This is a genomic window from Janthinobacterium sp. HH102, assembly GCF_001758625.2.
In the GTDB taxonomy this organism is placed as follows: Bacteria; Pseudomonadota; Gammaproteobacteria; order Burkholderiales; family Burkholderiaceae_D; genus Janthinobacterium.
Genome location: NZ_CP062062.1, coordinates 3,213,320 through 3,231,915, shown reverse-complemented (window position 1 = coordinate 3,231,915; position 18,596 = coordinate 3,213,320). Strand labels below are relative to the sequence as shown.

Genomic DNA, 18,596 nt, shown 5'->3' with positions numbered 1-18,596 from the left:
GGCTGGCGCGCACGGTAGCGTACGGTTTTCCTTCTAGAATCACGGGCGCGTGGGCTAGAATCTGGCTGCGTCGTGCTACTCACGAGGCGGCAATGGCGCCATGACAAAAACCACCAGGAGACACAGTGAGCTTATTTAGAACCAAGAATTTGGATGACATGATTGCCCACAGCAAGAAGCCGGGAGGTCTGGCCAAGGTGCTGGGGCCGTTCGACCTTGTGCTCATGGGCATCGGCGCCATCGTCGGCACCGGTATTTTCGTACTCACCGGCACGGGCGCGCTGACGGCCGGCCCCGCCCTGTCGCTGTCCTTCGTCGTGGCGGCCGTCGCCTGCTGCTTCGCCGCCCTGTGCTATGCGGAATTCGCCTCCACCGTGCCAGTGGCCGGCTCCATCTATACCTACAGCTATGCCACCCTGGGCGAGCTGGCGGCCTGGATGATAGGCTGGGACTTGCTGCTCGAATACGGCCTGGCCGCGGCCGCCGTCTCCGTCGGCTGGTCCGGCTATTTCCAGTCGCTGCTGTCGGGCTTTGGCATCACCTTGCCCGTGGCCCTGACGGCCGCACCGGGCGCCCTGCCCGGCGTGACGACCTTCATCAACCTGCCGGCCCTCGTCATCATGCTGCTGCTGACGGCCATGCTGGGCTGGGGCGTGCGCGAATCGGCGCGCCTGAACAACATCATGGTGGCCATCAAGGTGGGCGTGGTGCTGCTGTTCATCATCTTCGGCGCGCGCCACGTGCAGCCGGCCAACTGGCAACCCTACATGCCGTTCGGCTACCACGGCATGCTGAGCGCCGCCGCCCTCGTCTTCTTCGCCTTCATCGGCTTTGACGCCGTCACCTCGGCCGCCGAGGAAGTCAAGAAACCGTCGCGCGACCTGCCTATCGGGATCATCGGTTCACTGGCCGTGTGCGCCGTGCTGTACGTGGTGGTGTCGGCCATCATGACGGGCATCGTGCCGTACCAGAAATTCCTCGGCGTCGACCATCCCGTCTCCCTGGCCCTGCAATATGCGGGCGAAAACTGGATCGCCGGCTTCGTCGATCTGGGCGCCATCCTCGGCATGACCACCGTGATCCTCGTGATGGCCTTCGGTCAGACGCGCATCATCTTCGCCATGTCGCGCGACGGCTTGCTGCCCAAGCGCCTGTCGACCGTGCACCCGCGCTTCCACACGCCGTTCTTCGCCACCTGGCTGGTCGGCATCGTCTTCGGCCTGATCGCCGCCACGATTCCGCTCAACATCCTCGCCGAGCTGATCAACATCGGCACCCTGGCCGCCTTCACCATGGTCTCCGTCGCCGTGGTGGTGCTGCGCAAGAAGCGTCCCGACCTGCCGCGCGCCTTCCGTTGCCCCGGCGTGCCGTTCGTGCCGGCGCTGGCCGTGATCCTGTGCGTAGGCCTGATGACCTTCCTCAGCTGGGTCACCTGGATGGCCTTTTCCATCTGGCTGGTGATCGGCCTGGCCATCTATTTCGGCTACGCGCGCCGCCGTTCGCTGCTGCATCCGCAACAGTAAGCGCGTCACTGCGCCATCGCAGTAAGATGGCGGTCACGCAACTGTGCAGACCGCCATCCATGCAACCTTCCCCCGACCTTATCGCCCAGCTGGACCAGAGCACGGACCAGCTCAAGCGCGCGCGCCTGCGCAACATGCAGTGGCTGGCCGCCGGCCTGCTGCTGCTGGCCGCGCTGGTCTTCGCCGTTGCCCGCTCGCAACGGGGCGGCCATCCCGCATGGGGCTATGTGGAGGCATTCGCCGAAGCATCGATGGTGGGCGCGATCGCCGACTGGTTCGCCGTCGTCGCCCTGTTCCGCCACCCGCTCGGCATTCCCCTGTGGCATACGGCCATCATCCCGAACAGCAAGGCGGATATCGGGCGCAGCCTGGGCGCCTTCGTGGAAAACCATTTCATTACCGAGCAAGGCATCGCCGAGCGCATCGTGCAAGCCGATCCCGCTGCCCGCCTGGGCGCCTGGCTCAGTGACGAGGTCCATGCGCGGCAGCTGGGCATGGCCAGCGCGGGCGTGGTGAAACAGCTGCTGGCGATGGCCGACCACGACAAGCTGGGGCAGCTGCTGCGCGAGCAGGCCAGCGCCTACCTCGGTCAATTGAATGTATCGGACGTGGCGGCCGACTGCATCGACGCACTGATCGCCGACGGCAAGCCGCAGCAGCTGCTGGACTTCCTGCTCGACCGGGGCGCCGCCTACCTGGACGACGAGGCGCACCACGCCGCCATCGGCGACTTTGTGCTGGGCGCCTTCCAGATCGAGAACACGCTGGTGAAAAAGGCCGTGAAGGCGTACGAGCCGCGCATGATCGCTTCGCTGCAAAAATTCGCGCTCGCCGTGCGCATCGACCCGGCTCACCCGCTGCGCCAGCGCATCGCCGGCTGGATCGCCGACAGCGCGCTGCACCTGAAGGCCGATCCGCAGTGGCAGGACACGGTGCGCCGCTACCAGCTGCAGCTGATCGCCAGCGATACGGTGCAAGCGATGCTGGGCGAGCTGTGGGACGCCATCCGCGCGCGCCTGCTGGCCGACCTGCACGCCGACGCGCCCGTGCTGGCGCAAGCCGTCGCCAGCCTGGCGCGCAACACGGGTCAGGTGCTGGGCAAGGACGAGCATGCCCGGGCATGGCTGAACGGCGCCATCGTCGCCGGCAGCGGCGCGCTGGTACGACGCTACCGGGGCGAGGTGGGCGCCTTCATCGCCGCCCGCCTGGACTTGTGGAGCAAGGAAGAAATGAGCGAGCGCATCGAACTGGCCATCGGGCGCGACCTGCAGTTCATCCGCATCAACGGCACCATCGTGGGCGGCCTGGCCGGCCTGCTGATCTACGCCGCCAGCCAGGCGGTGTAAGCGGGCTTTTCCAGCGCCAGCGCCAGCGCCTGGCGCGGCATCACGCCAGCTGCGGTTTCAGCAGGCTCGTCACTGATAACTGCTTGCGCGGCGCGGCAGCCCGGGCTGCCGGCCGGGCCGCCGCGCCGGCCGCCACACTGCGCACCAGCTGGAAGGAATCGACCAGCGTCGCCAGTTGCACGGCCTGCTGCTGCATGCCGGCCGCGGCGGCGGCGGCCTGCTCGACCAGGGCCGCATTTTGCTGCGTCACGTCGTCCATCTGCGTGATGGCCTGGTTGATTTGTTCGATACCCTCGCTCTGCTCCTGGCTGGCCGCCGTAATGTCCGCCATGTAGCCGGCCACCTGGCGCACCGACTGCTCGATATCGCCCATCGTCTTGCCGGCATCCTGCACCAGCCGGCTGCCCGCCCCCACCTTGTCCACCGAATCGCCGATCAGCACTTTGATTTCCTTGGCCGCCTGCGCCGAGCGGTGCGCCAGGCTGCGCACCTCGGACGCCACCACGGCAAAGCCGCGCCCCTGTTCCCCGGCCCGCGCCGCCTCGACGGCCGCATTCAGCGCCAGGATATTCGTCTGGAAGGCGATGCCGTCGATCACGCCGATGATGTCGACGATCTTGCGCGAGCTGTCCTGGATTGAACCCATGGTGGCAATCACCTGCGACATGGCTTGTTCGCCCTTGTGCGCGGTCTCGGAGGCGGTATTGACGAGGCGGTTCGCCTCGCGCGCATTGTCGGCATTCTGCCTGACCGTGCCGGTCAGTTCTTCCATGGACGACGCCGTCTCTTCCAGCGCGCTGGCCTGCGACTCCGTGCGCCGCGACAGGTTCGCATTGCCTGCGGCGATTTCCTCCGCGCCGCGGCCCACCACGCCCGTCGATTCCTTGATTTGCCCGACCAGCAGCTTGACGTTCGTCTGCAGGACGCGCAGCGCCTGCGCCACCGCCGTCAGTTCGTCGTTGCCGCTGGCGCTGATGTTGCCCGACAGGTCGCCCGCGCTCATGCGCTCGATATCGCCGCGCATGCGCTCCAGCGGCACCACGGCCGCGCGCTGCACGGTGTAGCCGCCGGCCGCGCACGACACCACGCCGCAGAGAGTGCTGAACAGCATCGGCATGCCGGCGTGTCCCGACGCCACATAGGAGATGGCCGGCGCGGCAACGAACAGCAGCGCCAGCGAGCCGAACACGAGAGACATCCGGGCGCGCAGCGTCAATTGCGCCAGCGGATTCAGGCGCCGCAGGAGCGAGCGGTGCACGGCCACGCCCTCGCGCACTTCCAGCGTCGTGCCGCCTTGCTTGATGGCCTGGTATGCCTGCTCGGCAGCGGCCACCTGTTCCCGGCTGGGCTTGACGCGGATCGAGGTGTAGCCCACCATCTGGCCATTTTCCAGCATCGGCGCGGCATTCGCTTCCACCCAGTAGTAATCGCCATTCTTGCAGCGGTTCTTGACCATGCCCGTCCACGCCTTGCCGCTCTTGATGGTGCGCCAGAAGTCGGCGAAGGCCTCGGCCGGCATATCCGGATGGCGCACGATGTTTTGCGGCGCGCCGATCAGCTCCTCGGCCGAAAAGCCGCTGATATCGATGAAATCCTGGTTGACATAGGTGATGTTGCCCTTCAGGTCAGTCTTCGATACCACCGTCTGACCGTCATGAAGCACATATTCCTTGTTCGTTACCGGCATATTTGTACGCATTTCTGTCTCCCCTGTCCTACACAAGCGAATGGCGGCGCCACCCGAAAAGAAGCGGGCTCGCGCCCTGGCCTGAACAACACTGCTCTTTCCTGCACAGATCCTGACAAGTGGCGAGAGGCGCCTTGCCAACAACTTGCCTCTATTTGCCATCTTTTTGATTTAGATCAAATTCATTTTGCCCCATGATTTAACCAATTACAACATTTAAATGAAAAATATAAACGAATTTATCACTTTTGAAATGATGACAAATGGATAGATTTTCGTCTCGGACAGAGGGAAAACACAACGTTGCGAGGTAATATTGCAAACAAGACGGCAGTTGTGCGGCAAACACAAATCATTAAAATCATGAAATTCATTGCATTCTATTTTATTTGAGGTATGATGATTGACATGGGGAAACGAAAACGATGCGACGACATCGTGCCTTTCGCCACTCGGGAAATCCGCACCAATGGAGATACGCATGAATAAAGTCCTGGCCTTGCGCTTGCTCGACGCCGCAGAAGACGCTGCCGTCATCATCGACACCGCTTCACGCATCCAGTATGCGAACGACGCCATGTATGCGCTGAGCGGCTATGCGCAGGGCAGCCTGGCGGGCCAGCAGATCGAGGCGCTGCTGCCGGATGCCGTGCGCGAGCAGCATGGCGCGCAGATCGGCGCCTATCTGGCCGGCGAAAAGAAGTCCAGGGTACTCGGGCACAAACGCCATTTCGCCATTCGCCACCACGACGGCTCCATGCTGCCCATCGTGCTCAAGGCCATGGACCTGGGCAAGCTCGGCGACGAAAACTACATGGGCGCCTTTTTCATCGACCAGCGCCGCGAGCGCGCGCTCGAACAGCAGAATGCGGCCCGTTGGCAGCAGTTGCAGCGCATCGCCCTGAGCGACCCGCTGACCCATCTGCCCAACCGCCGCGCCTTCGAGGTCGAAGCCGTGCGCGCGGCCGCGCGTGCCAGACGCGCCCACACCCCACTGGCCATCGGCATCGCCGACATCGACTTCTTCAAACTCGTCAACGATCAGCATGGCCATGCCGCCGGCGATGCCGTCCTGCAAACCATCGCCGCCGTGTTCCAGTTCCAGGCGCGGGCCTCGGACGTCGTCGCCCGCGTGGGAGGCGAGGAATTCGGTTTCCTGTTCCCGCATACGAACATGAGCATGGCCTGCCAGGTGGCCGAGCGCATACGCCGCGCCGTGGAAGAGACGCGTTTCGAGTTCGGCAAGCTGTCCATTCCGGTGACGATCAGCATCGGAATGGCGCCGCTGCCCGACAACGGCGACTGGAAGGCGGCCTTCATGCAAGCCGATGCCGCGCTGTACCAGGCCAAGAACAATGGCCGCAACCGCGTCGAGCAGGCTTGAATCCCGCCCGACACCCTTCGCAGTTTCATGCATCACGCAGCACCTGACAGGAGCAAGCACATGGAAACCATCACGACACATGCCGCAGCAGCGAGCCAGCTGGCGCAAGCGGATGCCCGGGAATTGCTGGTCTTCGGACTCGGCAAGGAAGAATATGCGATCGACATCGGCCTGGTGCAGGAAATCCGCGGCTACGGCGCCGTCACCCGCATCGCCAACGCACCCGCCTTCCTCAAGGGGTTCATCCACCTGCGCGGCAGCATCGTGCCGCTGGTCGACCTGCGCATCGCGCTGGGCCAGGCCGAACCCGCGTACGACGCCTCGACCGTGGTGATCATCCTGATCTTCGCGCATGGCGCCACCGGCATCGTGGTCGACCGCGTGGCCGACGTGGTGCCGCTGGCGCCGGCGCAGATCAAGCCGCCGCCGCAGCTGCACGGTTCAGCCATGGCCGGCCACGTGACGGCCATCGGCGCCCTCGACGAGCGCATGCTGATCGTGCTCGACATCGACAGCCTGCTGGCGGGCATGGGCATGCACGCCGGCGGAAAACTGGCGGCCTGAGCCAGCCACCAGCCACGCCACCACCCGAACCCGCCCCGCCGGAGACACCATGAGCATCCTGATCGTCGATGACAACGACACCAACCTGAGCCTGCTGGCGACCCTGGCGGGCAAGGCCAGCAGCATCGAACCCGTCTGCATGAACGATCCCGTCGATGCGCTGTACTGGTGCGAGTCGCATGTGCCGGACCTTGTCTTGCTCGACTACCGGATGCCCAGCCTGTCGGGCAACGAGTTCCTCAGCATTTTCCGCAAGATGCCGAGCATGGCCGACATCCCCATCATCATGGTGACCACCGAAAACGACCACGCAGTGCGCAAGCAGGCTTTTTCGCTGGGCGTGACGGAGTTTCTCACCAAGCCCGTCGACACCATCGAGTTCAGCCTGCGCGTGCGCAACCTGCTGGCCCTGCGCACGGCGCAAACCATGCTGGCCGACCGCGCCAAGCTGCTCGAACACGAAGTGGAACAGGCGATCGCCAACGTCACGGCCAGGGAGATGGAACTGGTCACGCGCCTGGCGCGGGCGGCCGAATTCCGCGACCCCGAAACGGGCGCCCACATCATGCGCATGGCGCGCTACTCGGCGCTGATCGCCAGGGAGCTGGGCCTCGACGCACAATGGCAGGACCTGCTGCTCAAGGCGGCGCCCATGCACGACGTGGGCAAGCTGGCCACGCCCGACCATATCCTGCTCAAGCCGGGGCGGCTGGACCCCGATGAGATGGCCATCATGCGCCAGCACGCGAAAATCGGCGGCCATATCCTTGCCGGCAGCGACTCGCCGCTGATCCGCCTGGCCGAGGAAATCGCCTGCGGCCACCACGAAAAATACGACGGCAGCGGCTATCCGGACGGCCTGGCGGAGGAGCAGATACCGCTGTCGGCGCGCATCGTCGCCGTGGCCGACGTCTTCGACGCGCTGAGTTCGGAGCGCCCGTACAAGCCGGCCTGGCCGTTGGCTCAGGCGCGCCAGTACCTGGAGCAAAACAGGGGCAGCCATTTCTGCCCGCGTTGCCTCGACGCCTTCCTGGGCGCCTGGGACGAGGTGCTGGCCATCCGCGACAGCCTGCCTGACCCCGTCCCGCAACACGCCCACCCACTGTAAGCGAGGAGCCCGCCATGCGCGTGCAACAACTGATCCTGAAAAACCATGCCGACTTCGATGCCGCCCTGGCGCCCCTGGCCGCGATGGCGCCCGACCTGGTGCTGGTGTTCGGCGCCTGCCCCTACTTTGCCACGCCCGGCCTGAACGCGGCGCTGCGCCGCCAGCTGCCCGGCGCCGTCATCGCCGGCTGCTCCACGGCTGGCGAGATCGCCGGCAAGCGCGTCTACGACGACAGCTGCGTCATCACGGCCATCCGCTTCGCCCGCACGACGGTGGCGATTGCCGACGCCATCATCTGCGACATGGCGGACTCGCACGAGGCGGGCGAGCGCCTGGCGCAGGCGCTGCCGCAGGACGGTCTGACGGCCGTCTTCATGCTGGGCACGGGCGTGGCCATCAACGGCAGCGCCCTCATCGCCGGCCTGCAGGCGAACCTGCCGCCGGGCGTGACGGTGTCGGGCGGGCTGGCGGCGGACGGCGGCGCCTTTCGCCAGACCTGGACCCTGGGTCCGCGCGGCGCGGCCGACAATACCATCGTCGCCGTCGGCCTGTACGGCGAGCATATCCGCCTCGGCTACGGCAGCCATGCGGGCTGGGAAGCGTTCGGCCCCGCGCGCAAGGTGACGCGCTGCGTCGACAACGTGCTGTATGGCCTCGATGGCGCGCGGGCGCTCGACATCTACAAGCTGTACCTGGGCGACCATGCGCGCGATCTGCCCGCGTCGGGCCTGCTGTTCCCGTTTGAAATGCTCACGGCCGCGCATGAAAAAAGCAATGTCTTCCGCACCATCCTCGCCGTCGACGAAGAACAGGGTTCGCTGACCCTGGCCGGCGACATCCTCGCCGACGGCTACCTGAAGCTCATGCATTCCAGTACCAACCGGCTGATCGACGGGGCCGAGACGGCCGCGCGCGGCGTCGTGCCCCATGCCGATGCGCAGGGCGACCAGCTGGCCCTGCTGGTCAGCTGCGTGGGCCGCAAGCTGGTGATGGGCGACCGGGCCGAGGAAGAGGTCGAAGCGGTGGCCGACCTGCTGGGCGGCGCGTCCTGTATCGCCGGTTTTTACTCCAACGGCGAAATCGGCATCGCCCAGCCGCATGGCGCATGCCAGCTGCACAACCAGACGATGACCGTGACTGTGTTGAGCGAAGCATGAACCGCACCCTCGCCCGCCAATTGAACCGCGTCTGCGATATCGACTCGGAAAGCGCCTGCGCCGCCTTGCTGGAACAGGCGCAGGCACTGTGCGGGAAAGCGGACACGCCGCGTGAACTGGCCGGTTTCCTGGCCGGCTTGCCAGCCCTGCTGCAGCGCATCGACGGCGCCTACGATCAGTCCGAACGCGACCTGGACTTGCGCTCGCGCAGCCTGGAACTGAGTTCGAATGAACTGAGCATGACGAATGACCTGCTGCGTACGGAACTGGCCAGCCGCAACCGCGTGATCCAGTCGCTGCGCGTGGCGGCCGTGCGCCTGCTCGACAACGACGAATCCGGCCTGCACCTGCCGCAGGAAGGCGATATCGAGGGCCTGTCGGTGCTGCTGGCCGAACTGGTGGCGCAGCAGGAGCTGCGCCGCATCGAACTGCAGAACCAGCGCTTTGCGATGGACCAGCACGCCATTATCAGCGTCACCGATACGGCCGGCGTCATCATCTACGTCAACGACAAATTCTGCGCCATCAGCGGCTTCGCGCGCGAAGAGCTGGTCGGCCAGACGCACCGCCTGATCAACTCGCACACGCATACGGACGCCTTCTTTGCGCAGATGTGGCAAACCATTACGGCCGGCCGGGTCTGGCATGGCGAAATCTGCAACCACGCCAAGGATGGCGGGCAATACTGGGTGGACGCCACCATCGTGCCCTTCCTCGACGCGGCCGGCAAGCCATACCAGTACATCGCCATCCGCACGGAAATCAGCGACAGCAAGCGCATGGCCGAGACCATCGCGAAAAGCGAGCGCGAATACCGCAACGTCGTCAACAGCCTCAATGAGGTGGTCTTCCGCACGGATTTGCGCGGCGCCTGGACCTTCCTCAATCCCGCCTGGCACACCATCACCGGCTTCGACGCCGCCGACAGCCTGGGCAAGCATATCCTGCAATTCGTCGATGCGCGCGACCGCGAGCGCGCCGCGGCCGGCCTGGCCCAGCTGTTGGGCGGCCAGGTGGACAGCATGCGCCATGAAGCGCGCTATGTCACCCGCGACGGCGACGTGCGCTGGATCGACGTGTGCGCGCGCGCCGAACGCGATGGCCTGGGGCAGCTGGCCGGCATCACCGGCAGCCTGACGGACATCACGGAGCGGCGCCAGGCGGCGCGCGAGCTGCGGCACAACCTCAACTTCGTCGATGCGCTGATCGAGACCATTCCCATCCCCTTGTACCTGAAGGACGTGCACGGCCGCTACCTGCGCGCCAACCGCGCCTTTTGCGCCTTCTTCCATCTCGACCAGGCGCGCATCGCGGGCCTGACGGTGGCGGACATCCTGCCGCAGCAGCAGGCGCAGCAAGCGCGGCAGCACGACGTGGCGCTGCTGCAGGACCGGGGCAACCACACATATGAAGACCGGGTGATCGTCGGCACGCGGCAGGTCGATGTCCTGTGCAGCAAGGCGGCCCTGCTGAAGTCCGACGGCAGCCTGCACGGTCTGGTGGGCACCATCGTCGACATTTCCAGTCAGAAGGCGGCCGAGCGCGCGCTGCTGCTGGCCAAGGAAGTGGCCGAATCGGCCAGCCGCTCGAAGAGCGAATTTCTGGCCAACATGAGCCACGAGATCCGCACGCCGATGAACGGCATCCTGGGCATGACGGACCTGGTGCTCGATTCCGACCTCGATGCCCACCAGCGCAAGTACCTGGAAATCGTCAAGGCCTCGGCCGACGCCCTGCTGTGCATCATCAACGACATCCTCGATTTCTCGAAGATCGAGGCGGGCATGCTGACCCTGGAAAGCATCCCCTTCGACCTGCACCGGTTGCTGCAGGAAACCATGCGCGCCCACGCCATGCGGGCGCAGACCAGCGGCCTGGAACTGCTGCTCGACGTCGATCCCGCGCTGCCGCACACCCTGCTCGGCGACCCGGGCCGGCTGCGCCAGGTACTGACCAACCTGGCGGGCAACGCCATCAAGTTCACGCCGCAGGGCGAGGTGGTCGTCAGCGCCAGGCTGCGCGCCAGCGGCGACGGCATGGCCCGCCTGCGCCTGTGCGTGCGCGACACCGGCATCGGCATCGCCGCCGACATGCAGGAGGCCGTCTTCGACGCCTTCCAGCAGGAAGACGGTTCGACCACGCGGCGCTTCGGCGGCACGGGCCTGGGCCTGTCGATCACGCGCCGCCTGGTGACGATGATGGGAGGCCGCATCGGCCTGTCGAGCGAACTGGGCAAGGGCAGCTGCTTCACCGTGGACCTGGCCTTGCCCATCGGCGAACAGCAGTCCTTGCCGTCGCCCGGTGCCTCGCTGGCGGGACGCGCCATCCTGGTGGTCGACGACAATCCCAGCAGCCTGACCATCCTGCGCCGGATCTTCGAGCACAGCGGCGCCATGGTCACGGCCTGCGAGTCCGGCGAGGCGGCGCTGGAGCACTGCCGCGGCGCCTTGCCGGCGGACTGCATCATCATGGACTTCGCCATGCCCGGCATGAATGGCTTCGACACGGCATCGGCGCTGTCCTCCCTGCCCCACTGGAGCCAGGTGCCCGTCGTCGTGCTGTCGTCCTGCGGCAGCCTGGGCGACGCGGCGCGCTGCCGCGAACTGGGCATCGACGGCTACCTGCTCAAGCCTGCCAGTCCAGAGGAATTGCTGGCCGTCACCATGAGCGTGCTGGGCACCTGCCGCGGCATGCCCAGCGCCGCGCCCGTGGCGACGCGCCAGACCGTAAGCGAAGGCACGCCCGGCCTGGACATCCTGCTCGTCGAGGACAACGCCATGAACCGCGAACTGGCCACCGTGCTGCTGTCGAACGCGGGCCACCGCGTCACGCATGCGGCCAACGGCCGCATCGCCCTCGATTGCCAGGCCGCCGGCCATTTCGACATGATCCTGATGGACCTGCAAATGCCGGAAATGGGCGGTTTCGAAGCCACCGCGCAGATACGCGCGCGCGAAGCGCAAGGCATGCCGAGAAGCGTCATCATCGCCATGACGGCCAGCGCCTTCGAAGGCGACCGCGAACGCTGCATCGCCGGCGGCATGGATGACTACCTGTCCAAGCCGTTCCGCGCGGCCGCCTTCCACAGTCTGATCGAGCAGCATGTGCTGCAAATAAACAAGCACACGCCGCGCTTCGTCTACGGGGCCGCGCTGGCCGAGGCCGATGCCGACGTGATCGGCATCATCGGCGCATCGTTCCTGACCGCCCTGCCGGCGCAGCTGGATGCCTTGCGGGCGGCCATGCGGGAAGGCGACCGGGCCACCGTGAGCCGGCAAGCCCACACCCTGGCCGGCCTGCTGGCCAACTTCCGCGCCGCGCCGGCCGTCGCCATCGCCGCCGCCATCGAGCGCGAAGCGGCCAAGGCGCCGCAGGGCGCGTTGCTGGCGCGCCTCGATGCGCTGGAAGAGCAGTTGCGCCTGTTTGTGCAGGAAACGGAGGCGGCCATCCAGGCGGCAAGCCATATGCTGCACGCATCCGGCCAAACTTGATGTAGATCATAATTTTTTAAACAAGCTCTTGCTATCCTGTAAAAAAATGACAGGAGCCGTGGATGAGCAAGACGCAGCCGAGCGATGCGCAGCACAACGTGGAACATGAGCGCCTGGGCAGCGCCTGGCAAGGCGTACCGGCGCCCGACTACCCGGAAAGCGCGCCGGAAGGCGCCACCCTGGACCTGCTGCTGAATGCCTGGCTGGGCAAGTTTACGGGCGGTATTTCGCCGGCCGCGCTGGGCAACGCCTATGCCGACTGGCTCAGCCATCTGGCGCTGGCGCCATCAAAGCAGCAAGCCCTGCTGCAGGAAGCGTGGAAGAAGATCGGCCGCTGGCAACAGTACGCCATGCAATCGGCCATCGCTGGCGGCGCCGCCGAGCCGCCGTGCATCGCGCCGCTGCCGCAGGACCGGCGCTTCGAAGACCCGGCCTGGCGGCGCTGGCCCTACAACCTGGTCTACCAGGGCTTCCTGCTGCAGCAGCAATGGTGGCACCGCGCCACCACGGGCGTGCGCGGCGTCGCGCCGCACCACGAGGATGTCGTCACGTTCACCGTGCGCCAGTGGCTCGACATGCTGGCGCCGTCGAACTTCCTGCTGACCAATCCCGTGGTGCAGCAAGCCACCCTGGCAAGCGGCGGCGCCAACCTGACGCGCGGCATGATCCACGCGGCCGAGGACTGGCAGCGCGCCGCCATGGGCGCGCATGCGCCCGACCGGCGCACGTATAAAGTGGGCGTGAACGTGGCCGTCACGCCGGGCAAGGTGGTCTACCGCAACGACTTGATCGAATTGATCCAATACGCGCCCGCGACCGCCCGGGTGCATGCGACGCCCCTGCTGTTCGTGCCGGCATGGATCATGAAGTTCTATATTCTCGACCTGTCGCCGCACAATTCGCTGGTGCGCTACCTGGTGGGCCAGGGCCACACGGTGTTCATGATTTCCTGGAAAAATCCGCTGGAAGAAGACCGCGAGCTGTCGCTGGAAGACTACCGTCAGCTGGGCGTGATGGAGGCGCTCGACGCCGTCATCCGCATCACGGGCGCGCCGCAGGTGCACGCGGCCGGCTATTGCCTGGGCGGCACCCTGCTGGCGATCGCCGCCGCGACAATGGCGCGCGACGGCGATATGCGCCTGGCCAGCCTGACCATGCTGGCCTCGCAAGTGGACTTCAAGGAACCGGGCGAACTGTCGCTGTTCATCGACGAGAGCCAGGTCAGTTTCCTGGAAGCGGCCATGTGGAAGCAGGGTTATCTCGATACGAAACAGATGGCGGGCGCCTTCCAGCTGCTGCGCTCGAACGACCTGATCTGGTCGCGCCAGCTGCGCCATTATCTGCTTGGCCTCGACGAACAGGACAGCGACCTGATGGCCTGGAATGCGGATGCCACGCGCATGCCCTGCCGCATGCATTCGGAATACCTGCGCCGTCTGTTCCTGCACAACGACCTGGCCGAAGGGCGCTACCGCACGGCGGGCCGCCACATCGCCCTGCCCGACATCAAGGCGCCCGTCTTCGCCGTCGGCACACTGACGGACCACGTGGCGCCGTGGCGCTCCGTCTACAAGCTGCAGCTGCTGACCGACACGGACGTCACTTTTTTGCTCACCTCGGGCGGCCACAATGCGGGCGTGGTCTCGCCGCCGGGCCAGCCGCACCGCAGCTACCAGCTGGCCACGCACCGCCACGACGCGCCCTACATCGACGCGGACAGCTGGCAGCGCGAGGTGGCGCACCATGACGGTTCGTGGTGGCCCGCCTGGCAAGCCTGGCTGGCAGAACGCCCGGGCGCGCAAGCGGCGCCGCCGGCCATGGGACCCGACCTGGGCGATGCGCCGGGCAGTTACGTGCTGCAGACCTGACAACCAACAACCGAGGAAAACGCCATGCCCTACACCACCCTGCTGGTCCACGTCGACAATTCCCGCCATTGCGCCCAGCGCATCCGCCTGGCCGTGCGCCTGGCCGTTGCCGAAGGCGCGCACCTGATCGGCTCGGCCATGAGCGGCATTTCGCGCTACGCTTATGGCGGCGGCGTCAACGCGCTGCAGTTTGCACCGGCGCAGATGCAGGCGCTGCGCACCCAGGCCAGCGAGGCATTGCACGACTTCGAGCGCATTGCCCGCGAGGAAGGCCTGGGCACCTACGAAACGCGCTTCGTCGACGACGATGCGCAAGGCGCGCTGCTGCTGCAGGCGCGCTATTGCGACCTGCTGATCCTGGGCCAGACGGATGCGCAGGATACGCCGTCGCGCGTCATCGCCGGCACGGCCGAATACCTGATGCTCCATTGCGGCCGGCCCGTGCTGATGGTGCCGCACGCGCCTTGCGCCGCGCCAGCGGCCATCGCGCAGCATCCGCTGCTGGCCTGGAACGGCAGCGCCGAAGCGCTGCGCGCCATCACCGATGCGCTGCCGCTGCTGCAGCGGGCCCGGCAAGTGACCCTGGCCGTCGTCAATTCGCACGCCCAGCCGGCCGCGCACGGCGAGCAGCCGGGCGCCGACCTGGCCTTGTACCTGGCGCGCCACGGCGTCAACGTCGAGGTGCTGCAGCACGACACGCCGCCGGGCCAGGACGTGGGCACGGCCCTGCTGGCCATGGCGGCCCAGCGGCACTGCGACCTGGTCGTGATGGGCTGCTACGGCCACATGCGCCTGCGCGAGGCGCTGCTGGGCGGCGTCACGCGCACGGTGCTGCAAGAGATGACGTTACCGGTGCTGGTGTCGCACTAGGGCGCAGTGCGGTAATTTTTCATCATGAACTGATCATGTAATATGATTGGCAATCAATAACAAACTTGGCGAACGCATGTTCAGACACTATTTGACTTTCCACCTGGCCTTGGCTTTGGCCGCAAGCACTGGCGCCAGTTCTGCAAGCCCCGGCAATCACCTTGATACTGGCTGCTTTGTCAGCGCGACAAAAGGCGGCGCCATGTGGGAAAACCGCCTTAAAATGGAAGAAAGTGGCCTGTTTCGCGTCGATTCAGGGGTGAAGAATGAAATCGAAGAACTCGCCAGCACATTTGGCGTTCGCGCGGACTTTGGTTTTATTAACGATCTGGATGGTGCGAATGCCTATGCCTCTCCGGGCCATGACGTCTATCGCGTCATGTTCGGGATCCGCATGCTGCACCGCATGAGCGGGACCTTGAACCCGGTCGAGGACAAAAAAATTCCGCAAAAATTCCCTGAAGTGTGGGAAGGGGCAATGGGCGGCGTCATCGCACATGAGTGGGCCCACGTATTGCAATTCAAACAGGGCCTGATATTTCCATCCCCCGTCACGCCATCGGAGCTACACGCGGACTTTCTGGCCGGCTGGTACATGGGGATGAAAGGCCAACGAATGAAAATTGCGTATGAAGAATTAAAGCAGGAATTTTTCGCCATGGGCGATACCAACTTCAACGATCGCGACCATCATGGTACGCCCGAGCAGCGCAGGCACGCCATGTCAAGCGGCTATGAACTGGCGACGTCCGGCATGCACGATGTACAACAAGCTTTTGACAAGGGAATGCGGCTATATGGTCTTTCAAAAAAATAAATGGCAACTGTCGCTGGCACTCATCGGCGCATTGAGCGTCGTTGTGCCGCATACGTATGCGGCAACGACCAGCGCATGTGAAGAAACCACCGTCGGCAGGCCCTTGAAGGGCTTTGAATTGCCGAAAAATGCCAGGAATTCCAATGACATCATTGCCGTGCTCGGAGCGCCGTTCTTCGCGACCTACCTGGCGGAAGAACGCAAAGACGTCCTGGTGTATGTGGACGGCTATTTTCGTGGCGAAAAAAAAGTGATGAACTCGGCCGACCCCACACTATATGAGGGATACTCAAGTTCGCAGGAAGGCTGTGGCGTGGCCTTGATATTCACTTTCTCGCCAGCAGGCATGGTGTTTAAAATAACGGCGTTGAAGATTGCCGACATGACCAAGGCGCATGCCAGCAAATTTGCGGATACGACGTGGGCAACCGCGGCAAAAGAATAGGCCATGTCGACAATTCGGAATGGCTCCGGATTGCCATGCCCGCCGCTCATCGCCGCATCACCGGTTTTTTAAAATCACGCCGCTCATGTATTGATTCAGATCGCGAAAATCCTGCACGCTCCAGGCGTGCGGCGCAATCTTGACGCCATTTTCTTTCAAGGTTTTCGGAATCAGGTCGCCATTCGGACGAAGGATGACCGACGAGACGATCACGCCGGGATAATCATTGAGCCGTTTCTTGAAAGCGGAGGTGGTCAGATCGGGGGTACGGGGATTGCTTTTATTCGCCAACGGCCCTGTTCCTCTGATTTCGGCTCCGTGGCACACGGCGCATCGCTGCATGTAGAGATTTTTTCCATTCACATTCTCCGCGAAGGAAGACGATGTGCGAAGCAGCGATAAAAGGCCCAGCGTAGCGGTGAATACTAATTTCATTGTCATGTAGTTTGTTATTGATATCAACCGGAGCTGGTGCAGGGCAAACCCGGTGAGTGCCGCTGCAACGCTCCAGATCATATTTTAACCGGGATTGCTCATTCGACAAGCGATGCTTGCAGCCGGGGAACGGCCTAGAATAGCCAGGCTGGACACTGCGCGGCCGCCTGTTGACGGGCCGCGCGGCCTGTGTCGCACCCCGTCGGCGCCACCCACTGGAGCCGCGTCATCGTCGAATTGCGCCGGCAGGGCCACACGGCCATCCGCGCCGTCGAACTTCCCTTGACCTCGCTGGCCGACGACGCCGAGCGCACGCGCAAGATGGTGGCGCAAGTAAATGGCCCGGTGTTGCTGGTAGGACACTCCTATGGCGGCGCCGTCATCAGCGTGGCCGGCAATGCGCCGAATGTGGCGGGCCTCGTGTACATCGCCGCCTTCGCCCCCGATGCGGGCGAAAGCCCGGGCAGCATCACGCAGGAACACCCGCCCCTGGGTGCGGCCAATCTGGAAGGCGACAGCGACGGCTATCTGTGGGTCAAACCCGAGCAATACCATGACAGCTTTTGCCAGGACCTCGACGCGGAAGAAGGCGCCGTGCTGGGCGTGGTGCAGAAGGCACCGCTGGCCAGCACCTTCGGCGACACCGTCAACGACCCGGCCTGGAAGCATAAGCCCAGCTGGTACCAGGTTTCCAGCGCCGACCGCATGATTTCCCCCGTCAACCAGGAGCGCATGGCGGTGCGCCTGCAAGCGCGCAAAGTCATCACGCTCAACGCCAGCCATGCGTCGCTGGCCTCGCGTCCCGTGGAGGTGGCGGCGCTGATCCTGGAGGCGGCAAGCGCGGTGGCGCAGGCATAGGCGGCACGGGCAAAAAAGGCTATGTCACCGTCAAATGTGGAAACTCGCCCAATGTTGCCTTCAATAATGTTTCCGGGGAGCGGATGCGCCCGGCGTCCAGTATCCAGCGCCAGCCCAGGTAATTCGGCAGATAGCGCGTCGCCACGCCGTGAAAGGAGCGTAGCCATGCCCGCAGGCGGCTGTGATATGCATTGACGTTCTGTACATGCGCGGCGCCCTGCACGCGGATGCCGGCACGCACATTGACGGCCTGGTGGCTGATTCCCGCTTCCTTGGCAAAGGCGCGATAGGCAGCGTGGTCGTCGGTCATCAGCAAGATGTCCTTGTCGATCACCGGTGGCAGGCAGGCATGCAGCTGCGCCTTCGTCAGCGCCCCTTTTCCCGCGACGAAATCGCGGGTTTGTCCCGTGCGGTCGCGCGCCACCAGGATACAGACTTGTTCACTGGAAATGCCGCGCTTGTGGGCATGGCCGCCACGGCGGCGCGCCGGACGCGTCAGATGCCGCGCGCCCTTTTCTGACTCCAGCACATACAGCTCGTCCGCTTCGGCGATGCCATGCAGGCAATGGGGCCGGTCCGTCTTGGCCAGGCTTAAAAACCGGTGGCGCCAGCGAAAGGCGGTGTTGCGGTGCACGCCCAGCTGGCTTGCCGCCTTGCGCACGGAAGCCGATTCGAGCAGGCAGTCGGCGTAGTCGAGCCACAAGGTCTTGTGGCGCAAGCGGGCCAGCGGTGTGCCGGTGAGCGCATTGAAGGTGCGCCCGCACGGCACGCAACGGTAGCGCTGCAGTCCGTGCGCATGACCGTGCCGATGCGCATGGCTGCTGTTGCAGGCGGGACAGTGTAACCGCTGCCGGGCCACGCTTTCGATCAGTGCCACGGCGGCGTTCTGCGATCCTGCCCCGCGCAGCAGAGCAGTGCTCGCCTGACGCTGGCGACGGTTCAGTACGGCGAACTGGGCGATGAAGGTTTTCCATTCGGCTGGCTGCATGGATGGTTCCCGTTTGTCTGCGATACACAGTCAGACAGCCGGGGCTGGGGAAGAT

At 64.9% G+C, this 18,596-nt stretch carries 15 protein-coding genes; 12 read left to right on the top strand and 3 right to left on the bottom strand.

Annotated elements, in window-relative coordinates:
* Positions 1 to 125 precede the first annotated feature (125 nt).
* Both JAB4_RS14705 and JAB4_RS14700 read left to right on the top strand, forming a co-directional pair.
* On the top strand, positions 126 to 1,523 hold the full coding sequence (locus tag JAB4_RS14705) for an amino acid permease (protein ID WP_070223661.1): 1,398 nt from the start codon (positions 126 to 128) through the stop codon (positions 1,521 to 1,523).
* A gap of 59 nt (positions 1,524 to 1,582) precedes the next feature.
* Positions 1,583 to 2,869 (top strand): DUF445 domain-containing protein, encoded by a 1,287-nt coding sequence (locus JAB4_RS14700; RefSeq protein WP_070223664.1) that lies wholly within the window; start codon positions 1,583 to 1,585, stop codon positions 2,867 to 2,869.
* Positions 2,870 to 2,909: 40 nt separating this feature from the next.
* Here the strand turns inward: JAB4_RS14700 and JAB4_RS14695 are convergent, their stop codons facing one another.
* Complete coding sequence (locus JAB4_RS14695; RefSeq protein ID WP_070308426.1) at positions 2,910 to 4,568, bottom strand: PAS domain-containing methyl-accepting chemotaxis protein; 1,659 nt, start codon at positions 4,566 to 4,568, stop codon at positions 2,910 to 2,912.
* 469 nt (positions 4,569 to 5,037) lie between these two features.
* On the opposite strand from JAB4_RS14695, the gene JAB4_RS14690 reads away from it, so the two are divergent.
* The 9 genes from JAB4_RS14690 (at position 5,038) to JAB4_RS14650 (ending at position 16,260) form a co-directional block, all read left to right on the top strand.
* On the top strand, positions 5,038 to 5,940 hold the full coding sequence (locus tag JAB4_RS14690; protein WP_070217877.1) for a sensor domain-containing diguanylate cyclase: 903 nt from the start codon (positions 5,038 to 5,040) through the stop codon (positions 5,938 to 5,940).
* A 60-nt stretch (positions 5,941 to 6,000) separates the two neighbouring features.
* Positions 6,001 to 6,504 carry a chemotaxis protein CheW gene (locus JAB4_RS14685; RefSeq protein WP_070217875.1) on the top strand — a complete coding sequence of 168 codons (504 nt, stop codon included), beginning with the start codon at positions 6,001 to 6,003 and terminating at the stop codon, positions 6,502 to 6,504.
* Positions 6,505 to 6,553: 49 nt separating this feature from the next.
* Positions 6,554 to 7,612 carry an HD domain-containing phosphohydrolase gene (locus JAB4_RS14680; RefSeq protein WP_070217873.1) on the top strand — a complete coding sequence of 353 codons (1,059 nt, stop codon included), beginning with the start codon at positions 6,554 to 6,556 and terminating at the stop codon, positions 7,610 to 7,612.
* Positions 7,613 to 7,626: 14 nt separating this feature from the next.
* The gene (locus tag JAB4_RS14675; RefSeq protein ID WP_070217871.1) at positions 7,627 to 8,769 is read left to right on the top strand and encodes an FIST N-terminal domain-containing protein; all 1,143 of its coding nucleotides are present in this window, start codon (positions 7,627 to 7,629) and stop codon (positions 8,767 to 8,769) included.
* A complete protein-coding gene (locus tag JAB4_RS14670) occupies positions 8,766 to 12,260 on the top strand; it encodes a PAS domain S-box protein (RefSeq protein ID WP_070217869.1) in 3,495 nt (1,164 codons plus the stop codon). The genes JAB4_RS14675 and JAB4_RS14670 overlap by 4 nt, the downstream gene beginning before the upstream one ends.
* A gap of 62 nt (positions 12,261 to 12,322) precedes the next feature.
* Positions 12,323 to 14,128, top strand: coding sequence for an alpha/beta fold hydrolase (locus tag JAB4_RS14665; RefSeq protein WP_083287081.1), 1,806 nt, complete (start codon positions 12,323 to 12,325; stop codon positions 14,126 to 14,128).
* 24 nt (positions 14,129 to 14,152) lie between these two features.
* Entirely contained in the window at positions 14,153 to 14,998 is an 846-nt protein-coding gene (locus tag JAB4_RS14660) for a universal stress protein (RefSeq protein ID WP_070217867.1), read from the top strand.
* Positions 14,999 to 15,074: 76 nt separating this feature from the next.
* Entirely contained in the window at positions 15,075 to 15,815 is a 741-nt protein-coding gene (locus tag JAB4_RS14655) for a hypothetical protein (protein WP_070217865.1), read from the top strand.
* Positions 15,796 to 16,260: a hypothetical protein gene (locus tag JAB4_RS14650; protein WP_070217863.1), complete on the top strand. Its 465-nt coding sequence runs from the start codon at positions 15,796 to 15,798 to the stop codon at positions 16,258 to 16,260. Before JAB4_RS14655 ends, JAB4_RS14650 begins: the two co-directional genes overlap by 20 nt.
* A 57-nt stretch (positions 16,261 to 16,317) precedes the next feature.
* Here JAB4_RS14650 and JAB4_RS14645 read toward each other — a convergent pair whose 3' ends face one another.
* Complete coding sequence (locus JAB4_RS14645) at positions 16,318 to 16,695, bottom strand: cytochrome c (protein WP_205602388.1); 378 nt, start codon at positions 16,693 to 16,695, stop codon at positions 16,318 to 16,320.
* A gap of 189 nt (positions 16,696 to 16,884) precedes the next feature.
* On the opposite strand from JAB4_RS14645, the gene JAB4_RS14640 reads away from it, so the two are divergent.
* A complete protein-coding gene (locus JAB4_RS14640; protein WP_070217861.1) occupies positions 16,885 to 17,553 on the top strand; it encodes an alpha/beta hydrolase in 669 nt (222 codons plus the stop codon).
* Between the two features lie 19 nt (positions 17,554 to 17,572).
* On the opposite strand, the gene JAB4_RS14635 is transcribed toward JAB4_RS14640, so the two are convergent.
* Positions 17,573 to 18,541, bottom strand: coding sequence for an IS1595 family transposase (locus JAB4_RS14635; RefSeq protein WP_070217860.1), 969 nt, complete (start codon positions 18,539 to 18,541; stop codon positions 17,573 to 17,575).
* Positions 18,542 to 18,596 lie beyond the last annotated feature (55 nt).

What these genes read in the sequence shown, in the direction of transcription:
- JAB4_RS14700 (WP_070223664.1), top strand. Translation starts at nt 1,583, where the DNA reads ATGCAACCTTCCCCCGACCTTATCGCCCAGCTGGACCAGAGCACGGAC.
- JAB4_RS14695 (WP_070308426.1), bottom strand. Translation starts at nt 4,568, where the DNA reads ATGCGTACAAATATGCCGGTAACGAACAAGGAATATGTGCTTCATGAC.
- JAB4_RS14690 (WP_070217877.1), top strand. Translation starts at nt 5,038, where the DNA reads ATGAATAAAGTCCTGGCCTTGCGCTTGCTCGACGCCGCAGAAGACGCT.
- JAB4_RS14685 (WP_070217875.1), top strand. Translation starts at nt 6,001, where the DNA reads ATGGAAACCATCACGACACATGCCGCAGCAGCGAGCCAGCTGGCGCAA.
- JAB4_RS14680 (WP_070217873.1), top strand. Translation starts at nt 6,554, where the DNA reads ATGAGCATCCTGATCGTCGATGACAACGACACCAACCTGAGCCTGCTG.
- JAB4_RS14675 (WP_070217871.1), top strand. Translation starts at nt 7,627, where the DNA reads ATGCGCGTGCAACAACTGATCCTGAAAAACCATGCCGACTTCGATGCC.
- JAB4_RS14670 (WP_070217869.1), top strand. Translation starts at nt 8,766, where the DNA reads ATGAACCGCACCCTCGCCCGCCAATTGAACCGCGTCTGCGATATCGAC.
- JAB4_RS14665 (WP_083287081.1), top strand. Translation starts at nt 12,323, where the DNA reads ATGAGCAAGACGCAGCCGAGCGATGCGCAGCACAACGTGGAACATGAG.
- JAB4_RS14660 (WP_070217867.1), top strand. Translation starts at nt 14,153, where the DNA reads ATGCCCTACACCACCCTGCTGGTCCACGTCGACAATTCCCGCCATTGC.
- JAB4_RS14655 (WP_070217865.1), top strand. Translation starts at nt 15,075, where the DNA reads ATGTTCAGACACTATTTGACTTTCCACCTGGCCTTGGCTTTGGCCGCA.
- JAB4_RS14650 (WP_070217863.1), top strand. Translation starts at nt 15,796, where the DNA reads ATGGTCTTTCAAAAAAATAAATGGCAACTGTCGCTGGCACTCATCGGC.
- JAB4_RS14645 (WP_205602388.1), bottom strand. Translation starts at nt 16,695, where the DNA reads ATGAAATTAGTATTCACCGCTACGCTGGGCCTTTTATCGCTGCTTCGC.
- JAB4_RS14635 (WP_070217860.1), bottom strand. Translation starts at nt 18,541, where the DNA reads ATGCAGCCAGCCGAATGGAAAACCTTCATCGCCCAGTTCGCCGTACTG.